Source organism: Glaciihabitans arcticus (assembly GCF_004310685.1).
In the GTDB taxonomy this organism is placed as follows: domain Bacteria; phylum Actinomycetota; class Actinomycetes; order Actinomycetales; family Microbacteriaceae; genus Conyzicola; species Conyzicola arctica.
On record NZ_SISG01000001.1, the window covers coordinates 841,967 to 857,383 of the forward strand.

The following is a 15,417-nucleotide window of genomic DNA, read 5'->3' on the forward strand; positions in this document are numbered from 1 at the left end:
TGTCAGTAGTTCAGCAGGAGGTCACCCAAAACCTGCCTGCCAAAGACTAGTGCGTCGAGTGGAACGCGTTCGTCGACACCGTGGAACATGCCGGGAAAGTCGAGCTCGGCGGGCAGCTTGAGCGGCGCGAAACCGTAGCCGGCGATGCCGAGCTTGCTGAGGGACTTGTTGTCGGTGCCGCCACTCAGTAGGTACGGCAGCACGGGGGCTCCGGGATCGGCCGTCTTCAGGGCTCCGACCATGGCGTCGACGAGCCCGCCCGAGAAGGGGTTCTCGAGCCCGACGTCGCGCGTCATGACCACGACCTCGATGTCGGGGCCGACGATCTGCTGTATTTCGGCGAGAACGGCATCCTCTTCGCCCGGAAGCGGACGGATGTCGATCAGGGCCTCTGCCATGTCCGGAATGACGTTGTGCTTGTAGCCGGCCTTGAGAAGCGTCGGGTTCGAGGTGGTGCGCAGCGTCGCCTGGATGAACCCGGCAGCGTTGCCGGTCGCGAGCACGATCTCGTCAGGCGTCATGCGCTGCGGGTCGACCTCGAGGATGCGGGCGAGCTCCGCCACGAGCTGCTCGGTGGTATCGGTCAGGCGCAGCGGCCACTCCCGGCGGCCGACCTTCGCGACGGCCTCGGCGAGCTTGGTGATCGCATTGTCGTGGATGATGCGGCTCCCGTGGGCCGCCGTGCCGCGTGCCACGAGCTTGATCCAAACCAGGGCCTTCTCCCCCGTCTGGAGGAGATACGCGCGCTCGCCGCCGAGCGTGACCGAGTAGCCGCCGACCTCGCTGATCGCCTCGGTGGCCCCGGCGAATAGCTCGGGGTGGTTGTCGACGAGGTGGTGGGCGCCGCGCACTCCCCCCGCTTCCTCATCGGCGAAGAACGCGATGACGAGGTCGCGGGAGGGCTGCTTGCCGGCGCCGAGGATGTCCTGGAGCGCGGTGATCATCATCGCGTCCATGTTCTTCATGTCGACCGCGCCGCGTCCCCACAGCATGCCGTCCTTGATGACACCGCCGAACGGGTCGACACTCCAGTTTGCCGCGTCGGCTGGGACCACATCGGTGTGGCCGTGCACCACGAGGGCGGGTTTGCTCGAGTCCGAGCCTTCAACGCGGGCCACGACGCTCGTGCGGCCCGGGTCTGAATCGAAGTACTGCGGGGCGAGCCCGAGGCCCTCGAGCAGCGAGCCCAGGTACTCGGCGGCTTCCGTCTCGCCGTTCGACCTGCCCTCGCCGAAGTTCGAGGTATCGAACCGGATGAGCTGCTGGGCGATGCGCGCTGTGTCTTCGAGGGGGATGTCGGGGCTCATGCGTCCACGCTACCCCGCCGTTTCAGCCCGGAAGCCGGGTGCGTTAATCGGGGGTCATTTGGCGTGCTATTCTCGTACCTCGGTGGTTCTGAAAAGAACAACCATGCGCGCGGATGGCGGAAATGGCAGACGCGCTAGCTTGAGGTGCTAGTGCCCTAACGGGCGTGGGGGTTCAAGTCCCCCTTCGCGCACAGGAAGTCTCCCGGGAAACCGGGATGTGCATCCGAAATGCTGTTGAGACAGTGAATTCTGTTCTGCGGAACGGAATGGCCCCCGGTGAGAGATCACCGGGGGTTTCCGTCTTTAACCGGCTGATGCGGTCGGTTCGACCGTGACGCTCGCGGTCACCAGGATCGGCAGGTGGTCGGACTTTCCGCGCGGCAGGGTCGAGACCTTGTCGATCGTGATGCCGACCGAGGTCGCGAAGTCGAAGTGGCCCTTGAAGATCTTGTAACGCGTGTAGGTCGGCTGGTCGCTGAGGGTGAGCAGGTATCCGGACTTCGACATGTGCTCGGTCAGGTTGTCCTTGAACAGGGGGTAGTTGAAGTCGCCGACCATGATGCTCGGCAGCCCCTCCCCGAGCCCGCGAAGCGCCTCGTGAGCCGCGCGGATCTGGTTGCGACGCAGTGAGTTGGACGCCGTGAGCGGCGCCGCGTGGAACGAGGCCACCACGATCTCTTTGCCGCTGTCGGCGTCGAACATGCGGGTCGCGATGACACGTTCGTGCGCCGGCGTGAGCACGCGGTCGTGCAGCGACTTCTTCAGCGCGAATGTCTTCGTCTCGTGCGCGGTGAAGCGCGTGGAGCGGTAGTAGATGGCAAGGCCCAGGCGGTTGAGCTTGGTCGCGTCGGCGAGCCTCAACTCCCCGATCTGAGGCGGCAGGTCCTCGGTATCGCACTCCTGCAGGCAGAGGATGTCGAGGTCGTGGTCGCTCACGAGGGCGACCAGTTCGGAACTCGCGTGGTTCTTGCGCAGGTTGTAGCTGGCGATTCGGATGGTGTCCACCGCTGTCGTGTGTACGGGGTGGGTCTCTAAGGCGTCGGTCACAGGAGGAGATTACGCCTCGAATGTGTCAGGAAGCCAAACGGCGGCCGCGAATCCTGTGCGTTTGACCCCTCTTAGGGGAGTCGCGCGCCCCCGGGAGTGGGGCGGTAAACTGAGGCTCACGTCCGTGGGGGGCGTATGAGTGGGGGAAATACCGTGTCGACAATTGGGGACGTCTCAACGATCCCGGCAGGCTGGTACCCGGACCCGCAGGACGGCAGCCGTTCTCGCTGGTGGGACGGGTCGCGATGGACCGCGTCGGTTTCCGATCCGCAGCCCCCCGCACCGGCACCTACGACCTTCGTCGAACCGCAGCAGACCGCACCGCAGCAGTACGTGCAGCAGCCGTTCACGCCCGCCGTACCCGTCGCCGCCGGATCGGGCCTCGCCCTGACCCGCCGCCAGCTGCGTGCGCAGTCCGAGCAGCTTGCGCTCGGTGCATCCAGTGCACAACCGGCCGACACGGGCGTCATCGCCCGCAGCGCGCACGCCGCCGAGCCCATGCCGCAGGTGCCCGCACCCGCCGAACTGGTCGCGACCCCCGTCGTCGAAGCGCCGGTCGAGCCGACTCCCGTTGACACGACTGCAGCGGATGCCGCGGCCGCCGCCCTCGTCGCAGCAGCCATTGCCAGCCCCGAGCCCGTCGCGGCTCCCGCGGAGTCCGTGCCCTTCGATTGGTCGCCGAACGCGGTTATGCCCGCCCGAGTAGAAGCGCCGGCGCCCGTCGCCGAGTTCGTCGCACCCGTCGCCGCAGTAGTGCCCGAGCCGGTCGCGGCTCCCGTCGCACCGGTCGCGGCCCCCGTCGTAACCCCGGCCGTCAGCACCGCCGTGGCCACCGTGGGCGACACCGTTCCCGCCGAACCGCTCAGCAACTACGCCGCGCTTGCCGCACTCTTCGGTTCGGTCGACCACCAGAGCCCCGAGCCGCAGTGGGAGAACGACAAGTCGAAGACCGCTGTCGCGCAGTTCGACTACGCCGCGAGCTTCGCGCAGGAGGACTCGCCGTTCGGCTTCGCGGCTCCCGCCCAGATCGAGCCGCCGACGGAGAAGCGCTCCACGCTCTCCGCCAACACCGGCGCGATCTGGATCTTCGTGATCATGCCCGTGCTCCAGATCGGCATGGCCTGGCTCGCATTCGACTACCTCGGTCTCGCGGCCGGCGGGTTGACCCTGCTCGGTTTCCTGGCCGTCGAGGTGCTGCTTTACGTCGTCCTCGCCGGAATCGACGGCAAGTCCCTCAAGAGCCTTGGCCACCCCAAGGTGCCCAGTATGTTGTGGGCCATTGTGCCGCTGTTGTACCTGATCATGCGCGTGGTGCGAACCGGCCGACGCTCGGTCGGTCCGCTTCTCATCTGGCTCCTCACTCAGGTCGCGATCGTCGCTCTCGCATTGCTGCTTGCGATGCCGATCATTCTCGCGCTGATGGGATCCTCCCCCATGGCAGTCGACGCGCCCGTCGTTCCGGATGCGCCGACCATGACGCAGGTTGAGTACAACGCCCTCCTCACTCCCGAGGGTGCTACGGCTCACGTGGCTTCCTACCTCGCCGACGAACCCGTCCCTCACACCGACGTCAGCTGTGCGGCATTCACGGTGCTCGAGCCAGCTTCGATGACCCTGTGCTCATTCACGGTCGACGACACCATCCTCGAGGGCGAGTTCCCCATAGGGAACGTCACCGTCGTTCCCTGATCTCCGTTACCCGAAAACGGCTCCCGGACTCACCACGCGGTAGCGCACCCCACGCCGCTGCCGCGTGGTGACCCCCACCCTGCGTGGATAACGTTCCGATAACCGAGTTGCGCTCAGCACGTGGTCGCCCGCTAAGGTAGCAAGTCCGTGCCGTCCGGCACGCCCCGCTGACACTCGAAAGGAACAGCTCGTGCGTAAACACCTCAAGCAGCTGTCGCGCTATGAGCGCACCTTCGAGCCACTCGTGTACCCACGGAGCATCTAGACACGACACACAGTGTCGTCTGCCCCGTGCCCGTCGAGGTCCGGGGCTATTTTTATGCCCGCGAGCTGCAGCCCGCACCCGGACGCCCCTCCGACCGACCCCACCTGATCAGTGCGGGAACGTCATCCAGCACCATCTGAAACAGAATCGAAAGGCAATGGAAAAGATCTCAGAACGCCTCATCAGCTGGGCGAGCATCCTCGAGCCGAACACGCTCGAGCAGGCCCGCACAGCAACGACGATGCCGTTCATCTACCCGCACCTGGCCCTGATGCCCGATGCCCACCTCGGGCGCGGCGCAACGGTCGGGTCCGTCATCCCGACGCTCGAGGCGATCATGCCTGCAGCCGTCGGAGTCGACATCGGCTGCGGCATGATCGCCGTGCGCACGCAGTTCACCACAGACGACCTCGCCTCAGCGGGTTCGCTCAGGGCACTGCGTGAGCAGATCGAGCGCGCCATACCGCTGTCGGCCGGTGGCTATAACCGCAGCATCGTGGCAACCGCGGAACCGCGAGTCGCCGAACTCACCGCCATGGCCGAGGCCATCGGTCTCGAGCCCGGCGATCACGCGTCGAAGTGGGCGACCCAGCTCGGCTCGCTCGGCAGCGGAAATCACTTCATCGAGGTCAGCCTCGACGAGGAGGGCGCCGTATGGCTGTTCCTGCACTCGGGCAGCAGGGGTGTGGGCAACCGCATCGCGGGTCACCACATCGGTGTCGCGCAGAAGCTGATGGAGAAGTACTTCATCAGCCTGCCCGATCGGGACCTCGCCTACCTGGTCGAGGGAACCGTGGAGTTCGAGCGGTACATCGCCGACCTGCGCTGGGCACAGCACTTCGCCCTGCTCAACCGGGAGGAGATGATGGACCGCGTGATCCGGCAGGTCTCCGACCACTTCGGCGAAGCGGTCATCGAGAGCGAGCGGATCAACTGTCACCACAACTTCACCGAAGAGGAGACCCACTTCGGCAAGAGGGTGTGGCTCTCCCGCAAGGGAGCGATCTCGGCGAAGCTCGGGCAGCCCGGCCTCATCCCGGGTTCGATGGGCACGGCGTCGTACGTGGTGAGCGGTCTCGGCAACAAGGTCGCGCTCGAGTCGTCACCGCACGGTGCCGGGCGGCAGTTCTCACGGACGGCCGCGCGCAAGCAGTTCACCCACGAACAGCTTCGGGAGGCGATGGTCGGCATCGAGTACCGCGACACGGCGGCGTTCATCGACGAGATCCCCCAGGCGTACAAGGACATCGACCAGGTCATGGCTGACGCCACCGACCTCGTCGAGATCCGGCACACCCTACGCCAGGTGCTCAACGTGAAGGGCGACTAAACCCTGCTGGCTTGGCGGCCGCTGGGAGGTGCGTTCGCACCCCGGCGGCCGCCCTGTCCGCGGTCTAGGCTCGGAGAATGACCGATCTCCCCGCCCAGTCCTCCGGCACCTTCACGATCGGCGGCGACCTCACGGTCAACCGCCTCGGCTACGGCACGATGCAGCTGCCCGGCCCCGGAGTGTGGGGTCCGTCCAAGGATCACGACGGAGCCATCCGCGTGCTGCGTCGCGCGATCGAGCTCGGCGTGAACTTCATCGACACGGCCGACTCATACGGCCCCTTCATCGCCGATCACCTGCTGCGCGAGGCGCTGCACCCCTACACCGACGATCTCGTGATCGCCACCAAGGTCGGCTTCACCCGCCAGGGACCGAATCAGTGGACGCCCGTCGGCAGGCCCGAGTACCTGCGCCAGCAGGTCGAGCTGAACCTGCGCCACCTCGGACTCGAGCGCATCGACCTGCTGCAGCTGCACCGCATCGACGGTGCGGTGCCGCTCGCCGACCAGCTCGGTGAGCTCGTCGCCCTGCAGAAGGAAGGCAAGATTCGCCACCTCGGCCTCAGCGAGGTCAGCGTCGAGCAGTTGCAGGCCGCCCAGGAGTTCGCAACCATCGTCTCGGTGCAGAACCTCTTCAACTTCGGCAACCGCCAGTCCGAGGCGCTGCTCGACCACGTCGAGGCAGAGGGCATCGCCTTCATCCCGTGGTTCCCGCTCAACACCGGCAAGCTCACCGGATCCCGGTCGCCGCTGGTCGAGCTGGCCGGTACCCACGGTGTCTCCCCCGCGCAGCTCGCTCTCGCCTGGCTCCTCAAGCGCTCGCCCGTGATGCTGCCGATCCCTGGCACGTCGAGCGTCGAGCACCTCGAAGACAATGTGGCCGGTGCGTCCGTGCAGCTTTCCGACGAGGAGTTCGCCACCCTGGACGCCGCGCATGTCTAAAGAGATGCTTCATGAACCGGATGCCCAGCGCTACGTCCTTCGCATTGACAACCAGATAGCGGCCGTCGCCGACTACCGCGTCAACGGCTCCGGCATATCGTTCAACCACACCTACACCGCCCCGCCCCTGCGCGGTCACGGCTACGCGGCGGACATCGTCGAGTTTGCGATGAACGACGTCGAAGCGACGTCGGACCGCCACGTCGTTCCGATGTGCTGGTACGTCGCCGAATGGTTCGACAAGCACCCCGAGCGCGCCGGTCTGCTGACGCGCTGAGTCGTGCGGTTACTGTGAGACAGTGACCGACAGCCCGATCGACCCGCCGGTCGCCTCCCGGCGCCGTCGTGTGCCGTGGTGGGTGTGGACTCTGATCGCCATCGCCGCTGTCGTCGGGCTGGTGGCTGCCATCGGCGGGTTTCGGGATGTGCCGATCACCGCGCTCCCCCGCGTCGAACTCGGCGAGGCTCATATCGGCTCCGAGGTGCGCACCGTCGTATCCCGCGCCTACCTGAGCGATACGCAGCCGACCACCGGCCGCGAGGCGGATGCGGGCTCGGTGTACCTCGTGGTGGAGGCCTCCGCCGAGAACGTCGGCACAACCCCGAGCCTTCTCGACAGCGACCTCATCCGCGTGTTCGCGGGCGACGAGATCTCACCCGTCGACGAACCCTCCAACGTGATCGAACTGCGCTCGGGCGACGTGTCCGAGTTCCTGCAGCCCGGGGTCGCCGTCGACCTGGCCTGGATCTGGCCGGTCGACGCGGGCAGCCTCGACGTAGGCGACGACGTGTTCGTCGGTATCTTCGATCAGTTCGCGGTCTACGACCACCCCATCTGGGGAGACGACTCGTTCGGACGACCGACACCGGTGGCCCGCGTGATCACGAGTGTCGCGAGCTACGAGCAGCTCGAGGGGGCGGCGCCGTGAGGCGGGGCATCCGGTCTCTGGCGATCATCGGAGGCTTGCTGGTGGCGGGCATCGCGGTGGCGAGTGCGCCGAGCCTCGATCGTGTGGTCGGACCGTTCGAACTCGACGGCGCGGTGGGCGACACAATCTCCGCCCGGCTGTACAGCGCGACGCTGAACGAGGTCGGTTTGGCCAAAAAACTCGACCTCGGCTACGCGGACGGCGGCTTCAGCTACACACCGTCGGAGGTCTCGAGCAAGGAAGTGTTCGTGGTCGTCGACCTGCGTGTCACCACCGAGTTCGATCGCGTGCTGCTCGGCTACTCGCAGCTCGTCATCGACGGCGTCGAGTATCGCGCGGCGCCGTTCCTGCCGGGACGGACGATGCTGAGCCCGCCCGGTGGCCCCGGCATCCCCGTCGAGGGAACACTCGTCTTCGAGGTGCCCTCGAGCGTTGTCGAATCGGATGCCGCGGCGCACGCCCGCCTGCACATCAAGTCCCAGCTGACACCGCAGTTGGAGAGCGTGCCGGTGTTCACCATCGACCTCACCGGCCTCGACGTGGAGCGCGTGCGCGTGCTCGAGCCGGCGGAGATCCCGGAGGACATCCGATGAGGCGGGGGTGGTGGCGGCGCAATGGTGTGGCCGTTGCCGTGATCACCGTCAGTGTGCCCGGCCTCATCTGGCTGCTCGGAGGTGTGATCCTCACCGAGCGGCTCGCGAACGAGCCCGCGGTCACTCTCGTGGACGCCGGCGACAGCACGCAACTCGCCGGCTACCGCTTCACGCTCACGGCGAGTGACACTTTCGACCCGCGCGACCCCGAGGGCGAGACACGACCGGTCGGTGCGGAACTGGTCGCCGCCATCCTCAGCGTCGAGCCGATCGCGGGCGAAGCGCAGGAGGACGCGTCCTGCACGGCGACGCTGACCGCTCCCGGCCCGGAGCGGCTGCGGCGCACGTGGGAGCGCCTCGGCTCCCCCGGCGACTACCTGTACCGCCTCGCCGACGACACCAAGAGTGCCTGCGTGCTCGACGGTACGGCCTTCGAGTACGAGCTGGTGTTCCTCGCTCCCACCGGGACCTACGACGTGGCCTCGATCGACCTCACGCTGGACGGGGAACGGACGATCCATCGGCTCCAGCTGGAGCAGTGACCTGCTTCTCCTGCCACTTGCGCAGGCAGTAATCGAACGCGGCGGCGAGCAGCACAACCCGCAGCGGCTCGGTGATGATCGAGACCGCGACATCCATGACCGGATCGATCACGTTCCAGAAGTACCGGTCGTGCGGTCCGAAGAGGCGGTAGGCGCCGAACAGCAGCCACTGAGATGCGGCGTAGAGCAGGGCGTAAGCGGCCGCGAAGATCGCCAGCGAGCGGATGCCGGCCCCCGCGATGAGTTTGCCGGACTGGCTGAAGGGGCCGCCGAGGTCGTCCCACTCGTCGGTCACGAGGTAGGCCTGGCGGCGGATGATGGCGGGAAGCTTCTCGAAGCGCGGTCGGACGACTGCGGTCAGGCGCTCGGGCACGGTGTCAGTGATGTTTGCAGGCTCGATGTTGGCCAGCGCGCGGGTGTAGATGATGCCGGCGATGAGCAGCCAGGCGAGCGGCAGCAGGATGAGCTGCGCGACCACCGGGCCGAGCCAGTCGAACTGGGCCAGCAGCCAGCGCACGCCATCACCGAGTCCCAGGATGAAGTCGCGGATGTCTTCGACCCAGCGCACCACCTGCCGCCCCTCGATCCAGGCGATCGCCTGACCGAACACGGCGCCGAGTCCGGTGAGGGCAACGAACACCCAGGTCGCCTCGAAGTAGACCTCGAGCACGCCAAAGCCGCGCGGCAACTTGCTGCCGTAGATCTTGAGCAGGATCCGCGCGGCCAGCGCCACGAGGATGACGACCAGCACGAGCGGGCCGTCACCGACCTGCAGCACGCTGCCGTCCGTGCCGAACGCGTACTTGAAGGCGCTCTGCGCATAGTCGCTCAGGTCTTCCGCGAGCAGTCCGAGCACGGCGTACAGGAAGAAGAAGGGGATGATGCTCGCGAGCAGCACGTTCAGGAACTCGCTCGCGGCGTCCCTCAGCGACTCGAACTCGACGTCTCCGCCGGAGATGTCCCGGTAGGCGCGCATTCCTCGTCGGACGGCCAGGAACATCCCGACATAGGAGATCAGGCGGGCCAGGGCGGCGAGCGGGACGAGCAACAGTGCGGCGAGTGCACTCTCCGGGCCGATTGGTGCCGCGATAGCGAGCACCACCGCGCGCACGAGCGAGCCGCCGAGATACCAGGCGAACAGGGCGGGCCAGCAAAGCGCCAGGATGCGAGGGATCGCCCTCAGGCTGCGCAGCATGCTGCCATCGTACGGGGCGGTGGCGCTGCTACGTTCGAACCGTGCGTGAAACCGACCGACTGATTCTTCGCCCCTGGCGGGTGTCGGATGCCGTCATCCAGCACGAGCTCTGGACGGAACGCGACCCGCGTGTGCCGCCGCACCGGCGGCTCTCGGCTGACGGTCACCCCTCTGTCACGGACCTCAAGGAGAGGATACGGACTGGCTCCCAGCCCGGACTGCTTGCTGTCGAGTTACGCTCCACCGGCGAGGTGATCGGCTACTGCGGGGTCATTCCCCGTGACGGCTCTGACGAACCCGAGCTCGCCTACGAGCTGCTGCAGCGATTCTGGGGTCAGGGCTACGCGACCGAGGCAACGCGCGCGGTTATCGGTTCCGTCAGGGACCATCAACGGTTGTGGGCGTCGGTGCGCGACTGGAACACCGCCTCACGTCGTGTGCTCGCGAAACTCGGCTTCGTGGAGACCGGTCAGGTAGAGCCCGACGCCGTCCACGGGAATTCGCTGCTCACCGTTCTCGAACTGTAGCTAGCGCCATCCCGCCGCAGGGGCCACGAGCTTGACGATGCTCTCGAGCAGCGCTGCGTTGTATTCCACACCCAACTGGTTCGGCACGGTGACGAGAACGGTGTCGGCAGCCTGGACGGCGACGTCCTGCGCGAGTTCCGCCGCAATGACATCCGGTTCGCCGATGTAGCTGCGGCCGAAACGAGCGAGGCCGCCATCGAGGTGACCGACCTGGTCCTTGCCCTCCACCTGCGCGCGCAGGCCGAAGTAGTTGCGGTCGGCGTCGCTGACGATCGGGATGATGCTGCGGCTGACCGAGACCCGCGGAGTACGGGTGTGTCCCGCGGCCGCCCACGCCTCGCGGTAGATCTCGATCTGCTCGCGCTGCAGCTCGTCGAAGGGCACACCGGTGTCTTCGGTGAGCAGTGTCGAGCTCATGAGGTTCATCCCCTGCTCCGCCGTCCACTTCGCCGTCGCGCGCGTGCCGGAGCCCCACCAGACGCGATCGCCGAGGCCGGGGCTCTGCGGCTCGATGCCGAGCGCACCGCGCATGCCGCCGGTCATCTTGGGGTTCGCCTCTGCGATCCCGGCGCCGTCGATGGCCGCGCGGAACAACTCGGTGTGCTGCCGGGCGAGATCGGCGTCCGTCTCGTCGTCGGCCGGCACGTAGCCGAACGTCTCTGAGCCGTTCAGGGCCGTCTCGGGTGAGCCGCGGCTGAGCCCGAGCTGCAGGCGCCCACCGGCACCGGATGCACCACTGATCAGGTCGGTGGCGGCGGCCTCCTCGGCCATGTAGAGCGGGTTCTCGTACCTCATGTCGATCACGCCGGTGCCGAGCTCGATGGTCTTTGTGCGCGCGGCCATAGCGGCGAGGAGCGGGAACGGGGACGCGAATTGCGGCGCAAAGTGGTGCACGCGAACGTAGGCGCCATCCACCCCTAATTCTTCTGCAGCTACGGCCAACTCGATCGTCTGGTTCAGCGCGTCGCCGGCCGTGTGAACCAGGGAGCCCGGAACCGACTGGTAGTGACCGAAGGAGAGGAATCCGATGCGCTTCATAGCGGGTACAAGGTCACAGGGCGCGCCGGTATTCCGTGGGGAGCGTCGCTGGTGTGTGCTTCGATGGTTCGGTGACGAACGATGCCGCTGTGCCGCCCATCTCCGAGCATCCCGCGACGTGGAAGTTCGACTACCCGGTCATCCATGCCGAGACCCGGGACCAGTGGCGAGCCTGGCTGTCTGCCAATGCGGCATCCGCTCGGGGCGTGTGGCTGTGCTCGTGGCGCACCGCAACCGGCAAGCCGCGCTGCCCCTACCCCGACGCCGTCGAGGAGGCAATCTGCTTCGGGTGGGTCGACTCGACCAATACCATCTTCGACGAGGAGCGCGGCTTCCAGCTCTACACTCCGCGCCGGGGCAAAAGCTCGTGGACCCGCCTCAACCGCCAGCGCGCCGCGGACATGGAGGAGCGCGGACTGATGACCGAGCCCGGGCGGCAGGCGATTGCCGCCGCACAGATCAACGGATACTGGACGATCCTGGACTCGGTCGAGGATCTTGAGGATCCAGCCGACCTTGCCGCGGCGCTGGACCGGGAACCACTCGCACGGAGCAACTGGGACGCTTTCCCGCCGAGCGCCCGCAAACAAATGCTGTGGACGATTGTCAGTGCCGCGCGAGCCGAAACACGCGCTGCGCGCATCGCCCGAATCGTTTCGGAAGCGGCTCTCGGACGCCGTGCGAACGGCTGACTACCGTTCCCCCAACGGGGGCTCGCCGAGTGCCGAGCCGCGTCGATAGCGTTGCGGCAGAAGCACACCCCACCCGAAGAAAGCAGTAGAAATGAACTACGTCGTCCTCCAGATCATCCTCAAGGAGAAGTTCCTCGGCACCGGTTCCGGCAACCTCACAGAACTCGAGAACGCGATCAACGCCCAGGCCGCGAAGGGCTACCGCCTGCACACGATCACCACCGCCTCCTCCGGAAGCAAGGGACTCGGCGGCGGCGACCGCATCCAGGCGACGCTGGTATTCGAGAAGCTGGTCTAGCGCCCGCCGCGCTTGCGCGTCTGCCCCTCCTTCGCAGCTCGGGAGAACTGCTTCACGTGGGAGCGGTAGGCGTGCACGTCCGCGCGCCTGGCAGCGGACAGCGCCTCGCGTTGCAGCCGCTGCCAGTCGCGGTAGCGATCGGCATCGAGTGATCCGTCGTCGAGCGCTGCAGCGACAGCGCATCCCGGCTCTCCCGCGTGCCGGCAGTCGTGGAACCTGCACGACGATGCCAGCTCGCCGATCTCCGCAAAGGATGCGGTGACCGACTCCGCGTCGGCGACGAGCCCGACCGAGCGGATGCCCGGAGTATCGATGATGAGTCCGCCTCCTCTGCCGTCCGGCAGGTCGGGCAGCAGGTGCAGTTGACGCGAGGTCGTCGTGTGGCGCCCCTTGTTGTCGCTCGCGCGCACCCGTCCGGTCTCCGCATCCTCCCGTCCGAGCAGGGCGTTCGTCAGCGTGGACTTGCCCGCACCGGACTCGCCGATGAGCACGGCGGTCCGGCCGGCGACAAGGTCGCGCACGGCGTCGAGCCCGCTTCCTTCGAGGGCGGATGTCACGAGCACCAGCACCCCCGGATGCTCCAGCTCGAGCCGCGGAAGGTCGAGCTCGCCCGTGCCGGCCTTGGTGACGACGATCACGGGCACGGCACCGGCATCCCAGGCCATGGTGGCGACACGCTGGATGCGGCCGGCCTTGATCGGCCGGTCGACGCCGCAGGTGATGAGCACCACGTCGACGTTCGCCGCGAGCACCTGGCTGCCCTGCTTGTGCGCGGCCTCCCGGGTGAGCAGCCCGGAACGTTCGAGCACGGCACGGATGCGCCCCGTGCCCTGCTCGATGTCGAGCCAGTCGCCGACCGTGGGCTGCGGTTCGAGAGTCGGAACGCTGCGCAGCGTCTGGACGCCGTCAGCGCATACCGCGGTCAGGGTCGAGCCGTCATGGCGGAGAACGCGCGCCGGTTGAGTCCCGTCGGAGACGGGTCGGTCCCTCCAGCCGTACGGCTCGAGGGTCGGGAAAGTTCGGAAAGTCACGAGTGATACCTCATCGATGAGTGTCGGCCGTGGCGCAAAGCCGGGGCCGACAGGTGCGCGAGCCCGCGAAAGGGGCTGGGCGCTCTACAGGCAGATGGAGCGGAGGGCGCGTGCGTCAGTGGTAATCATGGACTGGCCCTCCGGTTTCTCTCGTAGTTCGATGCGATGCGGCAACAGGCTAGCGCATATCCGCCTCCCCAACCCAGCGAACTCCTCGCCGATGGCAGAGCAGGGGGCCGCGCAGGGGCGCCTTCGCGACGGCGCATGCATCGATCACGAGCCGGAACCACGCGCGGTCGGCGTTGGTGATCTCCTCGCTGCCCGAGCGCTCGAGGGTGACCACGATGGTCACGGCCTCGACCTGGTCCATGAGCTCCCGGATGAACCCGCCGAGCTTCTGCACGTCTTTGGCACCTGGTGTGGGAGGAACGTTCGACGGCATCAGGAGGGGCAGCTGTCGCCCGTCGGCGTCGAGGAACATCAGCCAGAGCTGGCGGCGGATGCCGTGTTCGAGCAGTTCGGTGACGCGGTCGAGCACGTCGGAGTCGGTTGTCAGGATGCGGTCGCGGAGGTCGTCGTAGGTGGGCATGGGGTAAGTCTTGTGCGGCGGTGGGGGCTCGCGGCCGGTCATCCCGACATCTGTGGAGAGAGCTGTCTAGGCGAGGCCTGTGGAGAACTCGCGGGCGAGCAGCGCGAATACGACGGTGTCGACCCACTCGCCCTTGGAGAACAGGTTGTCGACGAGATGAGCTTCCTGCCGCATGCCGAGACGGCGGCAGAGCGCGGCGGAGGCCGCGTTGTGCGGGTCGAGCTCGGCCACAATGCGCCGGAAGCCCAGGGTGCCGAAGGCGTGGCGGAGCATCGCGGTCGCCGCCTCCGTGGCATAACCGTTGCCCTGGAACTCGGGGTGGAACCCCCAGCCGATCTCGCCGGTGAGCTGGTCGGAGTGCGCGAGCTTGAGGATCACGTCGCCCACGAGCCGATCGTCAGAGCGGCGGACCACGGCGAGGTCGAGGTAGTCGCCGTCCTCCCGCAGCGAGACGTGCGCCGCGTGCGCCGCCACCTTCTCGGTGATGGTGTCGAGATCGCGCGGTTCGAACAGCAGGTAGCGGCAGACATCGGGGCGGGAGTAGTAGGAGTGGAATGCCGGCACGTCGGACGAGGCGAGCAGGCGAAGCTCGAGACGGTCGGTGACGATCGGCGTGTCAAAGGGCTCGGCCGAGATCACTCTGCCTCCCCCACGAACACGCGCTTGAAGCTGCGGCCGTCGTCGAGCGTGACGGTCTCGGCGCGCAGGGTGCCGCGGGATACACGCAGGTAGACGGCCTGCACGGACACCCCGAGCTGTTTGGCTGCCTCCGCGACCGACAGCCCCGGCAGGTCGGTCGGCTTGCTCGAGGGGCGGGCGGCACGCTTGCGCCCCGCATCCAGACGGGCGGCGATCTCCGCGTCGCTCCCCTGCCAGCGCCATTTGGCAGCCGTGGCGCTGAGGTTCGCGGCCGAAGCGACGTGGTCCCATGTCGCACCCCCGTCGAGGGCGGCGCGCACGGCGGTGAGGCTTGCGGCGTCCGCTTCGAGCGCCGCAATCAGGCTCCGGATGCCCCTGAGCCTGTCCAGCGGATCCCTCAGCGCCCCCAGCTCGCCGACAAGCGCGGCGCTCTCGCTCGAGAGGTAGTCCTCTACAGCCATGCGGATTTCACCCGCTCGGTGATCCGCCAGGACTCGACCTCGGCGATGGTGCCCACCGTGGACGCGACGTGCCCGCCGATCTGTCTCGCGAGCTCGCGGGACTCGGCGGCGAAACGCACCACGAGGCGCGCCTGGCCGGAGACGACCTGCACGTCGGACGCCTCCACCACCGCAAGCTCGAGCGCGGCGTCGCGCGCCGCAGGCAGCACGCTCGCGGGCGCGACGCCGGGGGCGAGGGCGCCGACGACGAGGGTGACGCGGTAGGACGGCATGGGACAACGCTAACTGCCACACTTGTCCCATC

General features: G+C 67.4%; 19 protein-coding genes and 1 tRNA gene. 11 read left to right on the forward strand and 9 right to left on the reverse strand.

The window, feature by feature from the left end:
- Nucleotides 1-2: 2 nt before the first annotated feature.
- Nucleotides 3-1,307 (reverse strand): M20/M25/M40 family metallo-hydrolase, encoded by a 1,305-nt coding sequence (locus EYE40_RS03905; RefSeq protein ID WP_130980719.1) that lies wholly within the window; start codon nt 1,305-1,307, stop codon nt 3-5.
- A 107-nt stretch (nt 1,308-1,414) separates the two neighbouring features.
- Between EYE40_RS03905 and EYE40_RS03910 the strand changes: the two genes are divergently transcribed.
- Nucleotides 1,415-1,498, forward strand: a tRNA-Leu gene (locus tag EYE40_RS03910).
- A gap of 112 nt (nt 1,499-1,610) precedes the next feature.
- Here the strand turns inward: EYE40_RS03910 and EYE40_RS03915 are convergent.
- Complete coding sequence (locus tag EYE40_RS03915) at nt 1,611-2,303, reverse strand: endonuclease/exonuclease/phosphatase family protein (protein ID WP_130982769.1); 693 nt, start codon at nt 2,301-2,303, stop codon at nt 1,611-1,613.
- Between the two features lie 204 nt (nt 2,304-2,507).
- Between EYE40_RS03915 and EYE40_RS03920 the strand changes: the two genes are divergently transcribed.
- The 7 genes from EYE40_RS03920 to EYE40_RS03950 all read left to right on the forward strand — a co-directional run bounded on the left by EYE40_RS03920 (nt 2,508) and on the right by EYE40_RS03950 (nt 8,643).
- Nucleotides 2,508-4,043: a DUF2510 domain-containing protein gene (locus tag EYE40_RS03920; RefSeq protein ID WP_161972344.1), complete on the forward strand. Its 1,536-nt coding sequence runs from the start codon at nt 2,508-2,510 to the stop codon at nt 4,041-4,043.
- A gap of 422 nt (nt 4,044-4,465) precedes the next feature.
- Nucleotides 4,466-5,638, forward strand: a complete 1,173-nt coding sequence (locus EYE40_RS03925; protein ID WP_130980721.1) for an RtcB family protein — start codon at nt 4,466-4,468, stop codon at nt 5,636-5,638.
- A gap of 77 nt (nt 5,639-5,715) precedes the next feature.
- Nucleotides 5,716-6,579, forward strand: a complete 864-nt coding sequence (locus EYE40_RS03930) for an aldo/keto reductase (RefSeq protein WP_130980722.1) — start codon at nt 5,716-5,718, stop codon at nt 6,577-6,579.
- 4 nt (nt 6,580-6,583) lie between these two features.
- The gene (locus EYE40_RS03935; protein WP_240034706.1) at nt 6,584-6,856 is read left to right on the forward strand and encodes a GNAT family N-acetyltransferase; all 273 of its coding nucleotides are present in this window, start codon (nt 6,584-6,586) and stop codon (nt 6,854-6,856) included.
- Between the two features lie 22 nt (nt 6,857-6,878).
- Complete coding sequence (locus tag EYE40_RS03940) at nt 6,879-7,508, forward strand: hypothetical protein (protein ID WP_130980724.1); 630 nt, start codon at nt 6,879-6,881, stop codon at nt 7,506-7,508.
- Nucleotides 7,505-8,101, forward strand: a complete 597-nt coding sequence (locus EYE40_RS03945) for a hypothetical protein (protein WP_130980725.1) — start codon at nt 7,505-7,507, stop codon at nt 8,099-8,101. The genes EYE40_RS03940 and EYE40_RS03945 overlap by 4 nt, the downstream gene beginning before the upstream one ends.
- Nucleotides 8,098-8,643: a hypothetical protein gene (locus tag EYE40_RS03950; RefSeq protein ID WP_130980726.1), complete on the forward strand. Its 546-nt coding sequence runs from the start codon at nt 8,098-8,100 to the stop codon at nt 8,641-8,643. Before EYE40_RS03945 ends, EYE40_RS03950 begins: the two co-directional genes overlap by 4 nt.
- On the opposite strand, the gene EYE40_RS03955 is transcribed toward EYE40_RS03950, so the two are convergent.
- The gene (locus EYE40_RS03955) at nt 8,594-9,838 is read right to left on the reverse strand and encodes a hypothetical protein (protein WP_130980727.1); all 1,245 of its coding nucleotides are present in this window, start codon (nt 9,836-9,838) and stop codon (nt 8,594-8,596) included. The genes EYE40_RS03950 and EYE40_RS03955 overlap by 50 nt on opposite strands.
- 41 nt (nt 9,839-9,879) lie before the next feature.
- On the opposite strand from EYE40_RS03955, the gene EYE40_RS03960 reads away from it, so the two are divergent.
- Nucleotides 9,880-10,365, forward strand: coding sequence for a GNAT family N-acetyltransferase (locus EYE40_RS03960; RefSeq protein ID WP_130980728.1), 486 nt, complete (start codon nt 9,880-9,882; stop codon nt 10,363-10,365).
- On the opposite strand, the gene EYE40_RS03965 is transcribed toward EYE40_RS03960, so the two are convergent.
- Complete coding sequence (locus tag EYE40_RS03965; protein ID WP_130980729.1) at nt 10,366-11,403, reverse strand: LLM class flavin-dependent oxidoreductase; 1,038 nt, start codon at nt 11,401-11,403, stop codon at nt 10,366-10,368. It abuts the gene before it with no gap.
- A gap of 71 nt (nt 11,404-11,474) precedes the next feature.
- On the opposite strand from EYE40_RS03965, the gene EYE40_RS03970 reads away from it, so the two are divergent.
- Nucleotides 11,475-12,095, forward strand: a complete 621-nt coding sequence (locus EYE40_RS03970) for a YdeI/OmpD-associated family protein (protein WP_130980730.1) — start codon at nt 11,475-11,477, stop codon at nt 12,093-12,095.
- A 91-nt stretch (nt 12,096-12,186) separates the two neighbouring features.
- Nucleotides 12,187-12,393 (forward strand): DUF4177 domain-containing protein, encoded by a 207-nt coding sequence (locus tag EYE40_RS03975; protein ID WP_130980731.1) that lies wholly within the window; start codon nt 12,187-12,189, stop codon nt 12,391-12,393.
- Here the strand turns inward: EYE40_RS03975 and rsgA are convergent.
- The 5 genes from rsgA to EYE40_RS03995 form a co-directional block, all read right to left on the reverse strand.
- Nucleotides 12,390-13,424: a ribosome small subunit-dependent GTPase A gene (rsgA, locus tag EYE40_RS03980; RefSeq protein WP_161972345.1), complete on the reverse strand. Its 1,035-nt coding sequence runs from the start codon at nt 13,422-13,424 to the stop codon at nt 12,390-12,392. The genes EYE40_RS03975 and rsgA overlap by 4 nt on opposite strands.
- Nucleotides 13,425-13,602: 178 nt before the next feature.
- Nucleotides 13,603-14,013 carry a hypothetical protein gene (locus tag EYE40_RS03985; RefSeq protein WP_130980733.1) on the reverse strand — a complete coding sequence of 137 codons (411 nt, stop codon included), beginning with the start codon at nt 14,011-14,013 and terminating at the stop codon, nt 13,603-13,605.
- A 66-nt stretch (nt 14,014-14,079) separates the two neighbouring features.
- The gene (locus tag EYE40_RS03990) at nt 14,080-14,652 is read right to left on the reverse strand and encodes a GNAT family N-acetyltransferase (protein ID WP_204742210.1); all 573 of its coding nucleotides are present in this window, start codon (nt 14,650-14,652) and stop codon (nt 14,080-14,082) included.
- A complete protein-coding gene (locus EYE40_RS15540) occupies nt 14,649-15,113 on the reverse strand; it encodes a hypothetical protein (RefSeq protein WP_204742211.1) in 465 nt (154 codons plus the stop codon). Before EYE40_RS15540 ends, EYE40_RS03990 begins: the two co-directional genes overlap by 4 nt.
- Nucleotides 15,104-15,385, reverse strand: a complete 282-nt coding sequence (locus tag EYE40_RS03995) for a hypothetical protein (protein WP_130980735.1) — start codon at nt 15,383-15,385, stop codon at nt 15,104-15,106. The genes EYE40_RS15540 and EYE40_RS03995 overlap by 10 nt, the downstream gene beginning before the upstream one ends.
- Nucleotides 15,386-15,417: the final 32 nt, after the last annotated feature.

Excerpts from the sequence above, each read along its gene's own strand:
- EYE40_RS03950 (WP_130980726.1), top strand. The coding sequence starts at position 8,098 with ATGAGGCGGGGGTGGTGGCGGCGCAATGGTGTGGCCGTTGCCGTGATC.
- EYE40_RS03925 (WP_130980721.1), top strand. The coding sequence starts at position 4,466 with ATGGAAAAGATCTCAGAACGCCTCATCAGCTGGGCGAGCATCCTCGAG.
- EYE40_RS03935 (WP_240034706.1), top strand. The coding sequence starts at position 6,584 with ATGCTTCATGAACCGGATGCCCAGCGCTACGTCCTTCGCATTGACAAC.
- EYE40_RS03905 (WP_130980719.1), bottom strand. The coding sequence starts at position 1,307 with ATGAGCCCCGACATCCCCCTCGAAGACACAGCGCGCATCGCCCAGCAG.
- EYE40_RS03975 (WP_130980731.1), top strand. The coding sequence starts at position 12,187 with ATGAACTACGTCGTCCTCCAGATCATCCTCAAGGAGAAGTTCCTCGGC.
- EYE40_RS03995 (WP_130980735.1), bottom strand. The coding sequence starts at position 15,385 with ATGCCGTCCTACCGCGTCACCCTCGTCGTCGGCGCCCTCGCCCCCGGC.
- EYE40_RS03955 (WP_130980727.1), bottom strand. The coding sequence starts at position 9,838 with ATGCTGCGCAGCCTGAGGGCGATCCCTCGCATCCTGGCGCTTTGCTGG.
- EYE40_RS15540 (WP_204742211.1), bottom strand. The coding sequence starts at position 15,113 with ATGGCTGTAGAGGACTACCTCTCGAGCGAGAGCGCCGCGCTTGTCGGC.
- EYE40_RS03965 (WP_130980729.1), bottom strand. The coding sequence starts at position 11,403 with ATGAAGCGCATCGGATTCCTCTCCTTCGGTCACTACCAGTCGGTTCCG.
- EYE40_RS03930 (WP_130980722.1), top strand. The coding sequence starts at position 5,716 with ATGACCGATCTCCCCGCCCAGTCCTCCGGCACCTTCACGATCGGCGGC.
- EYE40_RS03985 (WP_130980733.1), bottom strand. The coding sequence starts at position 14,013 with ATGCCCACCTACGACGACCTCCGCGACCGCATCCTGACAACCGACTCC.